We start from the raw sequence: 18,355 nt of genomic DNA on the forward strand, positions 1-18,355 counted from the left end.
TAGGGTTTGACCGTCGATCCCTATTCGCTACTCCCTATTCGCTGTTTTTCATTTCCCGCTTCCAGCGATCTGGTCGCCGTCACGGGTGAGGTAATAAGCGGCAAGGATCGGCAGCAACGTCACCAGCATGACGACCATGGCAACGACATTGGTGACCGGGCGCTGGCGCGGACGGATCAGTTCTTCCAGCATCCAGATCGGCAGCGTCTGCTGCTGGCCGGCGGTGAAGGTGGTGACGATGACCTCGTCGAAGGACAGCGCGAAGGCCAGCATGCCGCCGGCAAGCAGCGCCGTGGCGATGTTGGGCAGCACGACATGGCGGAAGGTCTGAAAACCGTCGGCGCCGAGATCCATCGAGGCCTCGATCATCGAACCGGAAGTGCGGCGGAAACGGGCGACGGCGTTGTTGTAGACGACGACCACGCAGAAGGTGGCGTGGCCAAGCACGATCGTCCAGAACGAGAACGGGATGTCGGCCAGCGAAAAGGCCGAGCGCAGCGCAATGCCGGTGATGATGCCGGGCAGCGCAATCGGCAGGATGACCAGCAGCGAGATGGTTTCACGGCCGAAGAATCTTGTCCGCGACACCGCCGCCGAACAGAGCGTGCCGAGGATGAGCGCGATCGCCGTCGAAATCGCGGCCACCCTGACCGACAGCGACAGCGCCTGCCAGACATCTGGCCGGTTCCAGGTCACGGCGAACCACTGCGTCGTCAGCCCTGGCGGCGGCCAAACGAAACTCTTCTCTTCGGTGGTGAAGGCATAGACGAAGATCAGCAGGATCGGCAGGTGCAGGAACAGCAGCCCGCAGGCGGCGGCAATCTTCAGGCCGAGCGGAGCCGACTGGGAACCATCAGAGCGCATCGAAGGCCCCCATGCGCTTGGCGCCCCAGAGATAGAAGCCCATGATGACGATCGGCACCACGGTGAAGGCGGCGGCGAGCGGGATGTTGCCGGCGGTGCCTTGCTGCGAATAGACCGCCTGGCCGATGAACAGACGCGAGGTGCCGATGATCTGCGGGATGATGTAATCGCCGAGCGTCAGCGAGAAGGTGAAGATCGAACCGGCGACGATGCCCGGCAGCGCCAGCGGAAACAGCACGTTGCGGAAGGTCTGTCCCGGTGAAGCGCCGAGGTCGGACGAGGCCTCGACCAGATTGCCGGGCACGCGCTCGAGCGCCGCCTGAACGGGGAGGATCATGAACGGCAGCCAGACATAGACGAAGACGATGAAGGTGCCGGTGAACGATACCGACAGGGAATTGCCGCCGACGATCGGCAGCGACAGCCAAGCGTCGAGAACCCACAACAAATGCAGCTTGGCGAGCAGCCAGGTGAGGATGCCTTCCTTGGCCAGGATCAGCTTCCAGGCGTAGATCTTGACCAGATAGCTGGACCACAGCGGCAGCATGATGCCGAGATAGAACAAGGCCTTCCAGCGGCCGCGCGCATAGCGCGCCGCGTAGTAGGCGATGGGGAAGGCGATGACGGCCGAGGCCAGCGTGACCAGAGCCGCCATCGTCACCGTGCGCAGGATGATGTCGAGATTGGCAGCCTGGAACAGATCGCCATAGGTCTTGAGCGTGAACTCGCGGTTGATGAGGCCGGAAAACTCGTCGATGGAGAAAAAGCTCTGCGCCAGCAGCGCAAACAGCGAGCCGATATAGACGATGCCCAGCCACAAAACCGGAGGCAACAGCATGAGCAGCAACAGGACCTTCGGCTTGCGCCAGAAAAGGTCCGACAGAGCGCCGCGCAGACCGCCGCTACCCGGCAGGATGGCGGGAGCGGTTGCACGCACCATGGCGGCGTCGAGGCTCATGCCGGCTCGTCCATCAGATGCAGGTGCTCGCGGTTGAAGGTCAGCACAACCGCCTCGCCTTCTGCCGGCAAGGCGATGCCGGCCGGCACGATGGCGTGCAGCCGCAGCCCGTCGGCGTCGAGCGCCAGCTTTGTCGTGGCGCCGAGATAATTGGTCGAGACGAGGCGGGCCGACACGCCTTCACCACTTGTGACCCCCTTGGCCGCGCGGCCGACGCGAATGGATTCGGGGCGGAGACTCCCCCAGCGATGCTGGCCGGAATAGCGCTGCACGAAATCCGGCGGCAGCACGTTGGAGGAGCCGACGAAATCGGCGACGAAGCGGGTCCTCGGCCGCTGGTAGATATCTTCCGGAGTGCCGATCTGCATGATCTTGCCATCGTTGAAGACGGCGACGCGGTCGGCCATCGACAGCGCTTCGCCCTGGTCGTGAGTGACGAAGACGAAGGTGATGCCGAGCGCCTTCTGCAGCGACTTCAACTCCTCCTGCATGTTCTCGCGCAATTTGAGGTCGAGCGCGCCGAGCGGCTCGTCGAGCAGCAGCACCTTTGGCTGGTTGACCAGCGCGCGAGCGAGTGCCACGCGCTGGCGCTGGCCACCGGAAAGCTGGCCGGGCCGGCGGGCGCCATAGCCGGGCAGCCGCACCAGTGACAGCGCCTCTTCCGCCGCCTTGTGCCGCTCAGCCTTGCCGACGCCCTTGACCATCAGCCCGTAGGCAACGTTGTCGAGCACGTTCAGATGCGGGAACAGCGCATAGTCCTGGAACACGGTGTTGACGTTGCGGCGATAGGGCGGAACGCCCTCGGCGCGGTCGCCGAAGATCGAGATCGAGCCCGATGTCGGCTGCTCGAAGCCGGCGATGAGGCGCAGGCAAGTGGTCTTGCCGGAACCGGACGGCCCGAGCATGGCGAAGAATTCCCCCGGCGCGATGTCGAGATCGACCGCGTCGACCGCGCGCACGCTGCCGAAATGGCGCGAGGCTTTCTGGAAGGAGACGGCGGAGGTCATGAGATGTCAGTCCGTTGCCGGTTTGATGTGTTGATGTCGCGCGACGTCCCACCTCCCCCTTGGGGAGGTCGCGACGAAGCCGCGGGTGGGGGTGTCTCGAAAAACCCCGAGCAGACCCCGCCCCGACGCTATGCGTCGACCCTCCCCACAAGGGGGAGGGTAAGGATGCTCATCGTCCGCCGATGACGCCGATATAGTCCGACACCCAGCGGTAGTAGGGCACGCACTGATCGTTCTGGGTGGCGCATTTCGACACCGGCGTCTTCCAGAACTTGATCTTGTCGAAGTTCTCGTAGCCGTTGGTCTTGCAACCCTCGTCGGTCAAAAGCTCATTGCCCTTGCAGGCGGCGGGCACGACGGGCAGTGAGCCGAACCAGGCTGAGACATCGCCCTGCACCTTCGGCGACAGCGAATGTTCCATCCACATATAGGCACAGTTGGGGTTGGCGGCGTCGGCCTCCATCATGGTGGTGTCGGCCCAACCAGTGGCGCCCTCCTCCGGGATGGTGGAAGCGACCGGCTTCTTGGCGGCGACCAGCGTGTTGACCTGATACGGCCACGAGCCGGAAGCGACGACGCCTTCGTTTTGGAAATCGTCGACCTGGATGGCGGCGTCGTGCCAATAGCGGCCAACCAGTGTGCGTTGGACGCGCAGCAATTCGAGCGCCGCCTTGTACTGGTCCTCGTTCAGTTCATAGGGATCCTTGATGCCGAGTTCCGGTTTGTGGAACATCAGATAGTTGGCCGCATCCGCAATGTGGATCGGCCCGTCATAGGCCTGGACGCGGCCCTTGTTGGACTTGCCGTCCGGCAGCTTCATTTCCTCAAAGACGATGTTCCAGCTCTTGGGAGCGTCCTTGAACACGTCGGTGTTGTACATCAGGACGTTGGGACCCCACTGGTAGGGAACGCCGTAGTGGGCGCCGCCAACGGTGAACCACGGCGCGTCCTTGAGGCGCTCGTCGACCGTCTTCCAGCTCGGGATGAGATCGGTGTTGATCGGCTGCACGCGCTTGCCGGCAACGAGGCGCAACGAGGCATCGCCCGAAGCGGTGACGAGGTCGAAGCCGCCCTCATTCATCAGCGAGACCATCTCGTCGGAGGTGTTGGCGGTCTTGACGTTGACCTTGCAGCCGGTTTCCTTCTCGAAGGAGGTCACCCAGTCATAGCCCTTGTCGGTTTCGCCGCGCTCGATGTAGCCCGGCCAGGCAACGATGTTGACCTGGCCTTCGCCCTTGCCAAGTTCCTTGACCTGGGCGACGGCCTGACCGGAAAAGGTCAGCGCGACCGTCAGAGCAGTGCATGACTTCAGGAATGAATTCATTGTCGATCTCCCATTTAGGCGCCTGACCCTGAAAGCCGGTTTCGGTCTTCGTTAGGGGTCACGCGCGGACTGAAAACTGTCAGTTCGTCCGTTGGGCTTGATGCCGCTCTGATGGCGGCTTTGGTCCCTGAACCGAAAGTGCTTTGAAAATTCCGGTTTCGCAAATTCATTTATCAGAAGGGCGATATCGGTTTTTCCGATAGATGTGCAGCCGGCCTCTCAGGGACGCTGGCGGACCGTCCGTTGCGACTGGGCAAGACCGATGAAATCGCGCGCGGCCTGCGGCAGACCGGAGCCGCGCCGCCAGACCATGCCGACCTGGACCACCGGCAAGGAGCCGGAAATATCGCGCGATTCGATGCGGTCGCCTTCCAGCGACCAGGGCCGGTAGACGAGATCGGGCAGCAGCGCCACGCCGGCACCGGTGGCGACCAGACTGCGCACGGCCTCCACGGAACGGGTGCGGAAGGCGACATGCGGCTTGGCGCCGATCGCCGTCAGCAGCTTGCCGGTATTCTCCTCGATCTCGTCGACGGTCAGCATGATCAGCGTTTCGGAGGCAATGTCGCCAATGCTGATGATGTCGGCGCCGACGAGCGGATGACCGAGCGGCAGCCACAGCCGATAGGCCGAGACTTCGAGGATTTCCGACTGCAACGCGGTGCGGTCGCGCAAATTGGAGGTGACCATGACGGCAATGTCGAGCTTGCCGCCGATCAGGAGGTGTTCGAGATAATCGCCATTGTCCTCGATGGCAGAGACCTCGACGCCCGGATAGGCACGGCGGTAGCGGGCGAGCAGATCCGACAGCACATAGCCGGCGACCAGCGAGGTGACGCCGAGCTGCAGCCGGCCGGCCGCCACCGCCTGCTCGCCGGAGAAAGAGCGGCGCGCGTCGGAAACATCGGCGAGGATTTTCGTCGCATGGCGCAGGAACTGGTGACCCTTGTGGGTGATGTTGAGGCCGCGCGGGTGGCGTTCGAACAGTTCGACGCCGAGATCGCTTTCGAGTTCCTTGATCGCTTCGGTGACCGACGATTGCGAGATGGAGAGGTTCTGGGCGGCGCCCGAGACCGTGCCTTGCTCGGCAACGGCGATGAAGAACTGCAGCTGGCGGATGGTGAAAGCCATGGTCCGGACTAAACACCGGCGGCCGAACGAAGGAAAGCCGACTGCAGAGCTTATCCCATGACCTGAGAGCTGGCGCTCAACCGAGCGCCAACTTGATGCGCCGCCGGCATGCGGGGCCATAGCGCAGCGCAAGCATGAATGCCGTCTCCAGAGCCACGACGATGACAATGATGCGCAGGCCCACCGTGAAGGAGTCCCGGCCGCTGCCGCGCAGCAGATAGCCGGTGGTGAGAAAGCCCGCGTTCCAGAACGTGGCGCCGAGCAGCGTCGCGGCCGCGAAGGGCAAAGCGGGCAGGCAGAGTGCGCCGGCGGCGATCGGCAGGTAATTGCGCACAGTCGGGATGAACTGCGCCAGCAAGGACACCCGGACGTGATTGCGCCGATAGGCCTGGCCGAGCCTGCGGTAGGTCGCGTGGCGCAGGAACACGTACTTGCCGAAACGCTCGACCAGCCTGTCGGCACGGTCAGGTCCAACCCGGCGGCCGACCGCATACCAGACAAGGCAGCCGCTGGCGGACGCAAGCGTCGTCACCATCAGCAGGATCGCCAGCGTCGAAGCATCCGGCGCCGCCGTCATGCCGAGGAACAGCAGCAGCACATGCGAGGGCGGAATTGGCAGGATCTTTTCGGTGAAGGCGAGGCAGAAAACGCCCAACAGACCGAAGCCGAGGATGGCTGCCAGCGGCCCCGTCATGCGAAGCGACATGGTGACGCCGACACCAAACGGTGCCACGGTCCATCTCTGGAGAAAAGACAAAGCATCAGGCAACCTTCATCCTGGATCCAACGCTTCGATCGGTCGGCGTGGCGTTTGCTGCAGTCAGCGTCGGACCCGAAATCCGTTGCATATGTCGGGTCCGACGCCTTGGCGCCGGCATACGAGGCGAATCGCGCACCGACTGGTTCTGTTTGCCGCGAATGGATTGCGTGGACATTGCGCCTCGGCGCGGACGAGACGTGTTTGACATCGACACCAATCGTAACTAACTAAGTTACATGAAGCGCAACAGCCGACTGTCCTCTACCCTGCACATTCTCGTCCACATGGCCGAGAAGCCCGAACAGGCGCTGACCTCCGAGCAGCTTGCCACCTTCATCCACACCAATCCGGTGGTGGTCCGCCGCACCATCGCAGGCTTGCGCGACGCCGGCATCGTCACCTCGTCGCGCGGGCACGGTGGCGGCTGGCTGCTCGGGCGGGCGCCCGAGAAAATATCCCTGGCCGAGATCAGCGTCGCCCTTGGCGAGACGCTGCTGCCGTTCAGCACCGAGCCGGAAAGCCCCGGCTGCCTCGTCGAGCAGGCGGTGATCGCCGTGCTCGACGATTTTCGCATCGCCGCCGAAAGGCTGCTGGCGGAGAAGCTGAGCCGCATCACGCTGGCTGACCTGACCGCCGATTTCCGCCGCCGTTTTGACCTCATTGGAGTCTCCAGCCATGCAGTATGATCTTGCCGTCATCGGCGGCAGCTTTGCCGGCCTGTCCGCCGCCATCCAAGTGGCGCGGGCAGGACGCAAGGTGCTGGTGATCGACGCCGGGCGGCCGCGCAACCGCTTTGCCGAGCATTCGCACGGCTTCCTCGGACATGACGGGCGCGCGCCCGGCGCAATCCTGGATGACGCAAGGCGCCAACTACTGGCCTATCCGACAGCCAGGGTTGTCGACGGGCGCGCCGACAAGGCCCTTGCCGCTGGCAGCAGCGAGTTCGAAATCACCACCGAGGGTGGCGAGACATTCGGCGCGGCACGGCTGGTACTGGCCACTGGGGTGCGCGATATCCTGCCGGAGGTTGCCGGGCTTGCCGAGCTCTGGGGAAAGAGCGTGCTGCACTGCCCCTATTGCCACGGCTACGAAGTTTCCGGCGGGCCGCTCGGCGTGCTCGCAACCGGTCCGATGTCCATGCATCAGGCACAGCTGATCACCGATTGGGGCGATGTCACGCTGTTCGGCAATGGCCTGTTCGAACCTGACACAGAGCAGATGCGCGCGCTGGAGAGCCGAAAGGTGCGGTTTGAGCCCACCAGCGTTGCCGAGCTAGAGGAAGACGGCTCCGGCGGATTGATCGTCCACCTCGACGACGGCAGAAAGGCCGGCGTCAGGGCGATGTTCACCGCTCCGCGCAATATCATGGCCAGCCCGCTGGCCGAACAGCTCGGCTGCGGCTTCACCGAAGGCCTCCTCGGCACGGTGATATCAGTCGACGACAGGCAGCAGACGACCGTGCCCGGCGTCTACGCCGCCGGCGACGCGGCACGTTCGATGCACAACATCGCCTTTGCAGTATCGGGTGGCACCTTTGCGGGCGTCTGCGCCCACCAATCGCTGGTCTTCGGCTAGAACCCGGCTTCCGCGCCGGCGATGCTGAGCCGGGCGCCGGCCTGCGCAAGGGCGGCGGCCAGGTCGTGCGGCGGCGAGCGGTCGGTGGCGAGTTCGGAAAAGCTGTCGAAGCCGCAGACCTGGACCAGACCAAGACGGCCGAATTTCGAGTGATCGGTGATGACGAGGGACCGCTGGCCGCGCGACAGCACCATGCGGGCGAACTCGGCCTCATCCAGATCAAAATCCATGACGCCCATCACCGCGTCGACGCCCCCGGTGGAAATGATGGCGTGACTGACCGAGAAGCGACTGACAAAATCGATCGCCGAGGCGCCGAAAGCAGCGCCGGAATCGCTGCGCAGCTCGCCGCCGGCCATATAGACCTTGTTGCCGTTGATGGTGGCCAGCGTGCGGGCGATGTCCGAGGAATTGGTGACGACCGTCAGGCGCCGGTGGCCGAGCAGTTCACGCGCAAGGAACGAGGTCGTCGTTCCGGTGTCGAGCATGATGGATTCCCCGTCGCGGATGGTGGCGGCAACCATGCGGGCAATGACGCGCTTGGCGTCGGCGTTCTCACGCATGCGCCGCTCGAACGGCGCTTCGCCGATCATTGACGGCAGGCCGATGGCGCCATGCATCTTGAGGACAGAGCCATCACCGGTCAGCGGCTTGACGTCGCGGCGCACCGTCTCGAGCGACACGCCCAGCCGGTCGGCCAGACTGGCGATGGTGACGGTGCCCTCTTCCTGCAGGAGCCGCAGGATCTCGCCGTGTCGTTTGGACTGGGCCATCTGGTTTCCCGAACTGATGCTCTTGACCGATTCTAAGGTAATTCAATTGCTTTTAAAGCAACTACCTTATGCTTTCAGGCAAAATACCCAAAAAAAGTCACAGCTTTTCATTGACAAGCGGGAAACCCTGGCGTGAAATCAAAGACATCAACAGGCTCCAGATCTGCGACTGGGGGCAGAGCCGCAACTCAGCGATCAGGCCGTTTGGAACGTGCCTGTACAAGGAATTTTCAGATCCGCGGGGGCGGATGCCGGGCTCAAAAACCTGGCCAAGGGGCTCGTCGGTGCGGTGCGGGATACCGATCCTGGCGTCCCGCACCGACGAGATTATTTACGTTTCTCCCCGCCGTCGTTGCGCTGTTCACGGCGCCTTGTCGAAGCCCAGCAAACCAGGGATGATTCCGTGACCGCCGAAGATCGCATCCGCGCCCTGCCCTGCTGGACCGGTGGCATCGAGATCGCACCGCTGCCCGGCGGTCTGAGCAACGCGAATTATGTGGTCACGGACGCGGCGGGACGACATGTCGTGCGCTTCGGCAAGGACTATCCGTTCCACCATGTCTTTCGCGAGCGCGAGGTGATGACGGCGCGGGCGGCGCATGCCGCCGGTTTCGCGCCGGCCGTCCGCCATGCCGAACCGGGCATCATGGTCACAGAGTTTCTCGGCGCCAAGACCTATCTCGCCGAGGACGTACGCGCCAATCTTGGCCGCATCGCAGCCCTGATGCGCGCCTTTCACCGGGAGATGCCCAGTCACGTCTCCGGCGCCGGCTTCATGTTCTGGGTGTTCCATGTCATTCGCGACTATGCGCGCACGCTTGAAGAAGGCGGCAGCCGCAAGCGCAGCGACCTGCCGCGCCTGCTGACGCTGGCCGACGAACTGGAGCGCGCGCAGAAACTGCTGCCGATCGTCTTTGGCCACAATGATCTGTTGCCGGCCAACATTCTCGACGACGGCAACAGGCTGTGGCTGATCGACTTCGAATATGCCGGCTTCAACACGGCGATGTTCGACCTCGCAGGCGCCGCCTCCAACGCCGGCATGAGCGACGAGGAATCCTTCGCCTTTCTGACCGCCTATTTCATGAAAGAACCGGACGAAGCGATCCGCCGTTCGCACGCGGCCATGCAATGCGCCTCGCTGCTGCGCGAGGCGATGTGGAGCATGGTGTCCGAGCTCTATCTCGACGCGCCCGGTATCGACTACGTCGCCTACACCGAGGAAAACCTCGCCCGGCTCGACACGGCGCTGGAAAACTACAGAACGAAGTACGGGATGCAGAAATCATGACATTGCCGACCCAGGCCGCCATCGTCGTCATCGGCGGTGGCATCATCGGCTGTTCGACGGCTTATCATCTGGCGCGCGACCACAAAGCCGATGTCGTTCTGCTCGAACAAGGCAAGCTGACCTCGGGCTCGACCTGGCATGCCGCCGGCCTTGTCGGCCAGTTGCGCTCGTCGGCTTCGATCACCCGCGTGCTGAAATACTCCGTCGACCTCTACAAGGGCCTCGAGGCCGAGACCGGCCTTGCCACCGGCTGGAAGATGACCGGCTGCCTCAGGCTCGCCACCAATGCCGACCGCTGGACCGAGTACAAAAGGCTGGCGACGACGGCGAAAAGCTTCGGCATGGACATGCAATTGCTATCACCGGCGGAAGTCAAGGCAATGTGGCCGCTCATGGAAACCGGCGATCTTGTCGGCGCCTCCTGGCTGCCGACCGATGGCCAGGCGAGCCCCTCCGACATCACGCAGTCGCTGGCCAAGGGCGCGCGCATGCATGGCGCCAAACTGTTCGAGGATGTCCGCGTCATCGGCTTCGAAATGAAGGACGGCCGCATCACGGCGGTGAAGACCAACAAGGGCGACATTGCTTGTGACAAGGTGGTCAACTGCGCCGGCCAGTGGGCGCGGCAGGTCGGCGCCATGGCCGGCATCAACGTGCCGCTGCAGCCGGTGAAGCACCAGTACATCATCACCGAGAAGATCGACGGACTGGCGACCGACGCGCCGACCATCCGCGATCCGGACCGGCGCACCTATTTCAAGGAAGAGGTCGGCGGGCTGGTGATGGGCGGCTATGAGCCGAACCCGCAGGCCTGGGCTACTGGTCTCCCCGGCGGCGACGTCCCCAATGATTGGGAATTCAGGCTGTTCGACGATGATTACGACCATTTCGAGCAGCACATGAGCCAAGCGATCGCGCGCGTGCCGGCACTGGAAACCGTCGGCGTCAAGCAGATGATCAACGGGCCGGAGAGTTTTACACCGGACGGCAATTTCATTCTCGGCACAGCGCCCGAATGCGCCAACATGTTTGTCGGCGCCGGCTTCAACGCCTTCGGCATCGCCTCGGGCGGCGGCGCCGGCTGGGTGCTGGCGCAGTGGGTGGTCGATGGCGAAGCACCGCTCGACCTGTGGGTGGTCGACATCAGGCGCTTTGCTAATTTGCACCGTGACCGTCAGTGGGTCTGCGACCGCACGCTGGAGGCCTATGGCAAACACTATACGATCGGCTTTCCGCATGAGGAGTATGCCAGCGGGAGGCCGCGCATCGTCTCGCCGCTCTACGACAGGCTGAAACAGCAAAATGCCGTGTTCGGCTCGAAGCTCGGCTGGGAACGGCCTAACTGGTTCGCGCCCGAAGGCGTCGAGCCGCAGGACATCTATTCGATGGGCCGGCAGAACTGGTTTGTGGCGGTCGGCGACGAACACCGGCATGTGCGCGAAAAAGTCGGCATCTTCGATCAATCCTCCTTCGCCAAATACGAGCTGAGCGGGCCCGATGCGCTGAAGGCGCTGGACTGGGTCTGCGCCAACGACGTCAGCAAGCCGGTCGGCCGGCTGACCTACACGCAGCTTCTCAACACACGCGGCGGCATCGAGGCCGATCTGACGGTGGCGCGGCTGGCCGAAGAGAAGTTCTACATCGTCACCGGCACAGGCTTCCGCACGCATGATTCCTCGTGGATCGGCGATCATATCGGCGAAGGGCTCGATGCCAGGCTTGTCGATGTCACCGAGGATTTCGGCACGCTGTCGCTGATGGGTCCTCGGGCGCGCGACGTGCTTTCGGCCGTGACCGAAGCCGACGTCTCAAACGTGAGCTTCCCGTTCGGCCATGTGCGTGAGATTGCCATCGCCGGCCACACAATTCGGGCGCTGCGCGTCACCTATGTCGGCGAACTGGGCTGGGAACTGCACGTGCCCATCGCGGCCACCGGCGAAGTCTTCGACGCGCTGATGGCGGCAGGCAAAAAGCACGACATCCGCCCGATCGGCTATCGGGCACTGGAATCGCTGCGGCTGGAAAAGGGCTATCGTGCCTGGGGCTCCGACATCACGCCCAACGACACGCCGCAGGAAGCCGGGCTCGGCTGGGCGGTCAAGCTGCGCAAGAACACGGATTTCATCGGACGGCGCGCGCTGGAGAAGACCAGCGGCACGGCAATGAAGAAACGCTTTGCCGGCTTCACGGTCGACGACCCCGAGATCGTGCTGCTCGGCCGCGAAACCATCCTGCGCAATGGCGAGCCTGTCGGTTATCTCACCAGCGGCGGTTATGGCTATACGCTGGGCAAGACCATCGGCTACGGCTACGTGCGCAACGCCGACGGGGTCAGCGACGATTTTCTCGCCTCGGGCGACTACGAACTGGTGGTTGCGATGGAGAGGACGCCGGCCAAGATCCACCTCGAGCCGATGTACGACCCGGCAGGCGCGAGGGTCAAAGCGTAGGTCAGGTCACGCGCAGTGCGAGGCCGCGGCTGGGCACGGTGTCGGCTTCGCCGGGCATCGAGACATAAGGGCGCGTTTCCTCGACGCGGGTGACGAGGCCCTGCGCCTCGAGCTCAGCGACGCGCGTGGCGAAGCCCTGATCCCACAGCGAGTTCTTGACCGTCAGCACGATGATGCCGTCCGGCCGGCATATGCGGATCAGTTCGTCCAGCCCCTCGACGCCGACATGACCTGATGTGAAGACGCCGGCCGAGATCACTCCGGCATAGGCATCATCGGCAAAGGGCAGATGACCGCCCAGCGCCAGGCAATGGAGCGCGGAATAGACACCCTTGCGGGCCGCCTGATCCAGCATGCCTTGTGAAATATCGAGTGCCTCGACTTGCGGGTAACCGGCAATATCAAGCCATTCGCCGATGAGACCGGTGCCGGCCCCGGCATCGAGCAGCGGTGCTGAACCGCGCGGCAGATGGCGGGTCAGCAGCGCAAGGCAGATCGTCGGATGGCGATAGCCGGCGGCCGACATGTCGGCGTCGTAGGTCTGCGACCAACGATCATAAAGTGCGGCGACCTCTTCGGGCCGCTTTGCCGCGTAGGCCGCGCCAAGCGTGCCCTGATGTTTGCTGTCCGCCACTTTGATCCAGTCCGCCAATTTTTGATCTCGCAGTGATGATAGCCAAAGCGCGAAAATTGTGGAACCGTTGCCGCGACAAATAACAGTGTGTGGGGGCGCAGGCATGATTACAGACGAGGCGCGTGCGGCACTGGACGCCATTCCCATGCTGGCCGGCTACAGCGGGCCGCTGGAACGGCTGGGCGGCCTCACCAATCTCGTCTTCAAGGCCGGCGACTTCTGCCTGCGCATTCCTGGCAAGGGCACCGAGGAATACATCAACCGGGCCAACGAAGCGGTGGCCGCACGCGAAGCGGCAAAAGCAGGGGTCAGTCCCGAGGTGGCGCATGTCGATGCCGGCACCGGGTTGATGGTGACACGCTACATCGCCGGCGCCGAAACCATGTCGGAGGAGAAATTCAAGGTTCGGCCGGGCAGTCCAGCCCGCGCCGGCGAGGCCTTTCGCAAGCTGCACAATTCAGGCGCGGTGTTTCCCTTCCGCTTCGAGCTGTTTGCGATGATCGACGACTATCTCAAGGTGCTGTCCACCAAGGAGATCGCCTTGCCCGCCGGCTATCATGACGTGGTGCGCGACGCCGAGAGCGTGCGGTCGGCGCTGGCCGCCCATCCGCTGCCTCTCGTCGCCTGTCATTGCGATCCGCTGTGCGAAAACTTCCTCGACACCGGCGAGCGGATGTGGATCGTCGACTGGGAATATTCGGGCATGAACGACCCGCTCTGGGACCTTGGCGACCTCTCCGTGGAAGGTAAATTCGATCTGGCGCAAGACGAAGAGATGATGCGCGCCTATTTCGGCGGCGAGGCGAGGCCGGCGGAGCGCGGCCGCATCGTCATCTACAAGGCGATGTGCGACCTGTTGTGGACGCTGTGGGGGCTGATCCAGCTCGCCAACAACAACCCGGTCGATGATTTTCGCGCCTATGCCGACGGGCGGTTCGCGCGCTGCAAGGCGCTGATGGAGACGTCCGAGTTTTCACGGCATCTGGCGGCGATCCGCCGGGGGTGAGCCTGGACTAATTCACGCCCTTCGGCACGTTTTCGGGCGGCACCGTGGTCTCGACCACTTTCTGGCGGTGGAAGATGAACAGGCCGGCAAGAACGACAATGCCCGAGCCGATCAGGATGCGCGGACCGGGAACGTCGCCGAAGAACACCAGTCCGAACACCACCGCCCACAGCAGCAGCGTGTAATGCAGCGGCGCCAGCGTTGAGGCCGGCGCCAGCTTGAGCGCCCTGGTGATCATCAGATGGGCGCCGCAGGAGACGATGCCGAGCAGCAGCATGGCGCCGAGATCGAGCGCCGACGGCGTCTGCCAGGCGCCGATGCTCAGCACGCCGCCGACCAGCAGTGTGCCGATGGTCTGCCATGTCACCAGATTGGTGTCGCTGGTGCCACGCAGCCGGCGGTTGAGGATGATGGCGAAGGCGAAGGCGATACTGCCCACCAGCGCAAAGCCTGATGACAGCGAGAACGCCGCCGACGAGGGTTTCAGCATGATCAGCACACCGCAGAAGCCGAGCAGGATCGCCATCCAGCGGCGCCAGCCGACCTTTTCGCCAAGCAAGAGGTGCGAGAGTGCCGCGACGTAGATCGGCCCCGCCATGTAGAAACTCATCACATCGGCCAGCGGCAGATAGACCACGGCGGCATAGAAGAGCGCGGTGTCGAGCGTGGTCATCACCACCCGCAGCAGCTGCAGCTCCAGGCGTTCCATGCGAAACAGCTTGGCCGGGCCCTGGTTGGCGATCATCGGGCCGAGCACGAAGAAGGCGCCGATGGAGCGGATCAGCACCACCTGGCCGACGGAGAAGCTGGCGACCAGCCATTTGCCCATGGCGTCGTTCAGCGCAAACAGGAAATCGCCGGCCAGCATCAGCAGAATGCCGGCCAAAAGCACATTCCTGATCGTCGAATTCTGCGCCACGGGCTGCGTCATGCCGATCCCGATTCCTCCCCCTTGTAAGCCCGCGTCGTAGACGGAAGCAGCGGCTTTGACGAGGAGAATTCGGGCGATGGGTAAGACCAGCGCCGGGAATCGGCTGTATCTAGAGCATGATGCCGAAAAGTGTGAAGCGGTTTTCGGACGACATCATGCTCTATCTCTTTGATTGGAGCCGGATATGTGCCGCCGGTTCACCATTCCCGGCCTTCCGCCGATGGACAGCCTGGTTTCCTGCTTCGTCCGCTCCGCCACCACCTTGCCCCTGGCGATGACGCACAGGCGCTCGGCGCGCAGCCGCAGGGCTTCGACCGGATTGCCGGCATCGAGGACGACCAGGCTGGCGCGCTTGCCGACCGCCAGGCCGAGATGATCGAGGCCCATGATCGCGGCATTGACGTTGGTGACCATGTCGAAGCAGCGCGCCATCTCTGCCGGGCTCGACATCTGAGCGACGTGCAGACCCATGAAGGCGACATCGAGCATGTCGGCGGTGCCCAGCGAATACCAGGGATCGAGCACGCAATCCTGGCCCCAACCGATGCGAATGCCGAGCGCCAGCATCTCCTTGACCCGGGTAAGGCCGCGGCGCTTCGGGAAGGTGTCGTGGCGGCCCTGCAGCATGATGTTGATCAGCGGATTGGGAATGACCGAGACGCCGGCCTCGGCGATCAGCGGCAGCAGCTTCGAGACGTAGTAATTGTCCATCGAATGCATCGAGGTGAGGTGCGAACCGGCGACCTTGCCCTGCAGACCAAGACGCTGCGTTTCATAGGCCAACTGCTCGATATGGCGCGACAGCGGATCATCGGTCTCGTCGCAATGCAGGTCGACCATCAGGCCGCGGCTGGCCGCGATCTCGCACAGCTCCGTTACCGAGCGCGTGCCGTCGGCCATGGTGCGCTCGAAATGCGGGATGCCGCCGACGATGTCGACGCCCATGTCGAGCGCGCGGATGGTGTTTTCACGCGCCGATGGAGAGCGATAAAACCCGTCCTGCGGGAAGGCGACCAATTGCAGATCGATGTAGGGAGCGACCGTCTTCTTGACCTCGAGCAGCGCCTCGACCGCCAGCAGGCGGTCATCGCAGACATCGACATGGGTGCGGATGGCGAGCAGGCCCATCGACACCGCCCAGTCGCAATAGGCCAGCGCGCGATCACGCACCGCCTCATGCGTCAAAAGCGGCTTCAACTCGCCCCACAGCGAAATGCCTTCGAGCAGCGTACCCGACGCGTTGATGCGCGGAATGCCGTAGGAGAGCGTCGCGTCCATGTGGAAATGCGGATCGACGAAGGGCGGCGAGACCAGATTGCCATGGGCGTCGACCTTCGTCCGCGCGGAACCCTGGAGAACGGGCTCGATCGCCGCGATCGTCTCACCGTTGATGCCGATGTCGGCAACCCTGCCATCAGGCAGTGTGCCGCCGCGAACGATAAGGTCGAAATCCATCCGTCGTCATCCCGTCAAAAGAATCATCTGATATAGCCGAGGCTGAAAATCGCATCCCGTCGATGCCGCTTGCAACAGCGATTTGTCCGCGGCGGCCGCGGATGGTTTCATCCGGCCGCAACTCCCTCTATAAGCCGCCTTCGTTGTCCCGGTTTCAAGGATCCGCCGTTTGTTTCGTTTCTTCCGCTCGACGGAAAACCAGCGCCTCGTCGCGAGGTTGATCCGGGAATCCTTTTATCAGCACAGGTTTGGCTACGGCGCCGCGATCTTGTCGATGCTTGTGGTGGCCGCCACGACCGGCGCCAGCGCCTGGATTCTCAAAGAGATCACCGACGAATTCGTAGTTTTCAAGCGGATTGACCGGGTCAACCTGATTGCGGGCGGGGTCGCCACGATCTTCATCCTCAAGGGCCTCGCCAACTTCATTCAGGCCTATTTCATGAGCCGTGTCGGCAACGCCATCATCGCCGACCGCCAGCGCAAGATCTACGACCGCATCCTGGCGCAAGGCATCGAATTCTACCATTCGACCTCGTCGTCCGACCTGATCACACGCATGACCAACAATGCGCAGGCGGCACGCAACGTGCTCGACCTCGTTGTCACGTCCTATGTGCGCGATCTGTTGTCGCTGGTCGTCCTGGTAGGAGTCATGGTCTGGCAGCAGCCAGCCTTGTCTATAATCTGCTTCGTCGTCGGCCCCTTGGCTATCTACGGGGTCAACCGCATCCTGAAACGTGTTCGCAAGTTCGCCGCGATGGAGTTTCGCTCGGTCGGCCAGATCGTGCAGGTGATGCAGGAAACGGCAATCGGCGTGCGCGTCGTCAAATCCTTCAACCTCGAAGGCGCAATGCGCAACCGCATGTACAAAGCGGTGTCGGACGTCGAGAACCGGGCCAACAACATCGCGACGCTGGAGGCTGCGACAAGCCCGGTGATGGAGACGCTGGCCGGGCTGGCAATTGCCGGGGCCATCTTCGTCAGTGGCTTCCTGGTCTTGCAGGGCGGCCAAATGCCGGGAAACATCATGGCCTTCATCGGGGCACTCCTGTTTGCCTATGAGCCGGCAAAGCGCCTTGCGCGCGTGCGCATATCGCTGGAAAGCGGCATTGTCGGCGTGCGTATGATGTTCGAGCTCGCCGACCAGCCGCTCACTCTGGTCGAGAAGCCGGACGCGAAGCCGCTTCTGGCCGGACCGGGCGAGATCCGGTTCGACGCCGTCGACTTCGCTTATCAGAAAGGGCCGCCGGTGCTGGACAGGTTCGATCTGACGCTTGCGCCCGGCAAGATGACGGCGCTGGTCGGGCCTTCCGGCGGCGGCAAGTCGACGATTCTAAACCTGATCATGCGCATGTATGATCCGCAGAGCGGCAGGGTGCTGTTCGACGGTCATGATATTTCCCATGCGACGCTCGCATCGCTGCGGGAAAAGATCGCCTATGTCAGCCAGGATACGTTCCTGTTTGCCGGCACCATCATGCACAACATCCGGCTTGGGCGCGAGGGTGCGACCGACGATGAGGTGATCGCCGCCGCCAAGGCGGCCAACGCGCATGACTTCATCAGCGCGCAGGCGAAAGGCTACGAGACGGATGTCGGCGAGAATGGCGGCCTACTGTCGGGCGGCCAGCGCCAACGGATCTCGATCGCACGCGCCATGTTACGCAATGCGGAGATCCTGCTGCTGGACGAAGCGACCAGCGCGCTCGACGCCGAATCGGAAGCGCTGTTCCGCGACGCGCTGCAGCAATTGACGGAAGGCCGCACGACGATCGTCATCGCGCACCGTCTGTCGACCGTGCACCAGGCAGACACGATCGTGGTGCTCGAAGCCGGCAAGGTGGTGGAAAGCGGCCCGCACAAGACCTTGCTCCAGCAGGGCGGGCTCTACCAGAAGCTCTATGAGTATCAGTTGATGCCGTAGCACTTCTCTTCCCTTCCCCCCTTGTGGGGGAAGGTGGATCGGCGCGCGGCGCCGAGACGGATGAGGGGTGTTCCAGCGGAGTGAGACATCGGTGTTCTCTGGAACACCCCTCATCCGTCGCCTGCGGCGACACCTTCTCCCACAGGGGCTAGCGTGCGCACACATTTGCTTCGGGTTCATTTTTGTGAGGCGAGAACGAAGCCGTCGACGATGGCGTTGAAGCGTCTGAGGCCTTGGGTGAAGGTGATGGGTCCTGGCGGGCGTTCCTTTTC

General features: G+C 63.3%; 16 protein-coding genes. 6 read left to right on the forward strand and 10 right to left on the reverse strand.

Annotated features, from left to right (window positions below):
• Window positions 1-48: 48 nt before the first annotated feature.
• The 6 genes from EN955_RS10820 to EN955_RS10845 form a co-directional block, all read right to left on the reverse strand.
• On the reverse strand, window positions 49-864 hold the full coding sequence (locus EN955_RS10820) for an ABC transporter permease (RefSeq protein ID WP_024503371.1): 816 nt from the start codon (window positions 862-864) through the stop codon (window positions 49-51).
• A complete protein-coding gene (locus EN955_RS10825; RefSeq protein WP_196815398.1) occupies window positions 854-1,804 on the reverse strand; it encodes an ABC transporter permease in 951 nt (316 codons plus the stop codon). The genes EN955_RS10820 and EN955_RS10825 overlap by 11 nt, the downstream gene beginning before the upstream one ends.
• A gap of 14 nt (window positions 1,805-1,818) precedes the next feature.
• Window positions 1,819-2,829: an ABC transporter ATP-binding protein gene (locus tag EN955_RS10830; protein ID WP_013528023.1), complete on the reverse strand. Its 1,011-nt coding sequence runs from the start codon at window positions 2,827-2,829 to the stop codon at window positions 1,819-1,821.
• A 169-nt stretch (window positions 2,830-2,998) separates the two neighbouring features.
• Window positions 2,999-4,153, reverse strand: a complete 1,155-nt coding sequence (locus tag EN955_RS10835) for an ABC transporter substrate-binding protein (protein ID WP_024503369.1) — start codon at window positions 4,151-4,153, stop codon at window positions 2,999-3,001.
• Window positions 4,154-4,372: 219 nt separating this feature from the next.
• Complete coding sequence (locus tag EN955_RS10840; RefSeq protein ID WP_013528025.1) at window positions 4,373-5,284, reverse strand: LysR substrate-binding domain-containing protein; 912 nt, start codon at window positions 5,282-5,284, stop codon at window positions 4,373-4,375.
• Window positions 5,285-5,360: 76 nt separating this feature from the next.
• The gene (locus tag EN955_RS10845) at window positions 5,361-6,017 is read right to left on the reverse strand and encodes a DedA family protein (protein ID WP_081714289.1); all 657 of its coding nucleotides are present in this window, start codon (window positions 6,015-6,017) and stop codon (window positions 5,361-5,363) included.
• Between the two features lie 263 nt (window positions 6,018-6,280).
• On the opposite strand from EN955_RS10845, the gene EN955_RS10850 reads away from it, so the two are divergent.
• Window positions 6,281-6,730 carry an Rrf2 family transcriptional regulator gene (locus EN955_RS10850; RefSeq protein ID WP_024503367.1) on the forward strand — a complete coding sequence of 150 codons (450 nt, stop codon included), beginning with the start codon at window positions 6,281-6,283 and terminating at the stop codon, window positions 6,728-6,730.
• Window positions 6,720-7,619: an NAD(P)/FAD-dependent oxidoreductase gene (locus EN955_RS10855; RefSeq protein ID WP_024503366.1), complete on the forward strand. Its 900-nt coding sequence runs from the start codon at window positions 6,720-6,722 to the stop codon at window positions 7,617-7,619. Before EN955_RS10850 ends, EN955_RS10855 begins: the two co-directional genes overlap by 11 nt.
• Here the strand turns inward: EN955_RS10855 and EN955_RS10860 are convergent.
• A complete protein-coding gene (locus tag EN955_RS10860; protein WP_013528029.1) occupies window positions 7,616-8,392 on the reverse strand; it encodes a DeoR/GlpR family DNA-binding transcription regulator in 777 nt (258 codons plus the stop codon). The two genes, EN955_RS10855 and EN955_RS10860, sit on opposite strands and share 4 nt — an antisense overlap.
• A gap of 403 nt (window positions 8,393-8,795) precedes the next feature.
• Here EN955_RS10860 and EN955_RS10865 point away from each other — a divergent pair, with 403 nt between their 5' ends.
• Both EN955_RS10865 and EN955_RS10870 read left to right on the forward strand, forming a co-directional pair.
• The gene (locus tag EN955_RS10865) at window positions 8,796-9,683 is read left to right on the forward strand and encodes a phosphotransferase family protein (protein ID WP_024503364.1); all 888 of its coding nucleotides are present in this window, start codon (window positions 8,796-8,798) and stop codon (window positions 9,681-9,683) included.
• Window positions 9,680-12,133, forward strand: coding sequence for an FAD-dependent oxidoreductase (locus EN955_RS10870; RefSeq protein WP_024503363.1), 2,454 nt, complete (start codon window positions 9,680-9,682; stop codon window positions 12,131-12,133). The genes EN955_RS10865 and EN955_RS10870 overlap by 4 nt, the downstream gene beginning before the upstream one ends.
• 1 nt (window position 12,134) lies before the next feature.
• Here EN955_RS10870 and EN955_RS10875 read toward each other — a convergent pair whose 3' ends face one another.
• Window positions 12,135-12,767 carry a class I SAM-dependent methyltransferase gene (locus tag EN955_RS10875; protein WP_024503362.1) on the reverse strand — a complete coding sequence of 211 codons (633 nt, stop codon included), beginning with the start codon at window positions 12,765-12,767 and terminating at the stop codon, window positions 12,135-12,137.
• A 103-nt stretch (window positions 12,768-12,870) separates the two neighbouring features.
• Here EN955_RS10875 and EN955_RS10880 point away from each other — a divergent pair, with 103 nt between their 5' ends.
• The gene (locus EN955_RS10880) at window positions 12,871-13,773 is read left to right on the forward strand and encodes a phosphotransferase family protein (protein WP_024503361.1); all 903 of its coding nucleotides are present in this window, start codon (window positions 12,871-12,873) and stop codon (window positions 13,771-13,773) included.
• Window positions 13,774-13,780: 7 nt separating this feature from the next.
• On the opposite strand, the gene EN955_RS10885 is transcribed toward EN955_RS10880, so the two are convergent.
• Window positions 13,781-14,704, reverse strand: a complete 924-nt coding sequence (locus EN955_RS10885; protein WP_024503360.1) for a DMT family transporter — start codon at window positions 14,702-14,704, stop codon at window positions 13,781-13,783.
• 153 nt (window positions 14,705-14,857) lie between these two features.
• Window positions 14,858-16,159 carry an amidohydrolase family protein gene (locus EN955_RS10890; RefSeq protein WP_024503359.1) on the reverse strand — a complete coding sequence of 434 codons (1,302 nt, stop codon included), beginning with the start codon at window positions 16,157-16,159 and terminating at the stop codon, window positions 14,858-14,860.
• 169 nt (window positions 16,160-16,328) lie between these two features.
• On the opposite strand from EN955_RS10890, the gene EN955_RS10895 reads away from it, so the two are divergent.
• Window positions 16,329-18,083 (forward strand): ABC transporter ATP-binding protein, encoded by a 1,755-nt coding sequence (locus EN955_RS10895; protein WP_024503358.1) that lies wholly within the window; start codon window positions 16,329-16,331, stop codon window positions 18,081-18,083.
• Window positions 18,084-18,355: the final 272 nt, after the last annotated feature.

The organism is Mesorhizobium sp. M7A.F.Ca.CA.001.04.2.1 (assembly GCF_003998485.1).
GTDB classification, from domain to species: Bacteria; Pseudomonadota; Alphaproteobacteria; order Rhizobiales; family Rhizobiaceae; genus Mesorhizobium; species Mesorhizobium ciceri.

What these genes read in the sequence shown, in the direction of transcription:
- EN955_RS10820 (WP_024503371.1), bottom strand. Translation starts at nt 864, where the DNA reads ATGCGCTCTGATGGTTCCCAGTCGGCTCCGCTCGGCCTGAAGATTGCC.
- EN955_RS10825 (WP_196815398.1), bottom strand. Translation starts at nt 1,804, where the DNA reads ATGGTGCGTGCAACCGCTCCCGCCATCCTGCCGGGTAGCGGCGGTCTG.
- EN955_RS10830 (WP_013528023.1), bottom strand. Translation starts at nt 2,829, where the DNA reads ATGACCTCCGCCGTCTCCTTCCAGAAAGCCTCGCGCCATTTCGGCAGC.
- EN955_RS10835 (WP_024503369.1), bottom strand. Translation starts at nt 4,153, where the DNA reads ATGAATTCATTCCTGAAGTCATGCACTGCTCTGACGGTCGCGCTGACC.
- EN955_RS10840 (WP_013528025.1), bottom strand. Translation starts at nt 5,284, where the DNA reads ATGGCTTTCACCATCCGCCAGCTGCAGTTCTTCATCGCCGTTGCCGAG.
- EN955_RS10850 (WP_024503367.1), top strand. Translation starts at nt 6,281, where the DNA reads ATGAAGCGCAACAGCCGACTGTCCTCTACCCTGCACATTCTCGTCCAC.
- EN955_RS10855 (WP_024503366.1), top strand. Translation starts at nt 6,720, where the DNA reads ATGCAGTATGATCTTGCCGTCATCGGCGGCAGCTTTGCCGGCCTGTCC.
- EN955_RS10860 (WP_013528029.1), bottom strand. Translation starts at nt 8,392, where the DNA reads ATGGCCCAGTCCAAACGACACGGCGAGATCCTGCGGCTCCTGCAGGAA.
- EN955_RS10870 (WP_024503363.1), top strand. Translation starts at nt 9,680, where the DNA reads ATGACATTGCCGACCCAGGCCGCCATCGTCGTCATCGGCGGTGGCATC.
- EN955_RS10880 (WP_024503361.1), top strand. Translation starts at nt 12,871, where the DNA reads ATGATTACAGACGAGGCGCGTGCGGCACTGGACGCCATTCCCATGCTG.
- EN955_RS10885 (WP_024503360.1), bottom strand. Translation starts at nt 14,704, where the DNA reads ATGACGCAGCCCGTGGCGCAGAATTCGACGATCAGGAATGTGCTTTTG.
- EN955_RS10890 (WP_024503359.1), bottom strand. Translation starts at nt 16,159, where the DNA reads ATGGATTTCGACCTTATCGTTCGCGGCGGCACACTGCCTGATGGCAGG.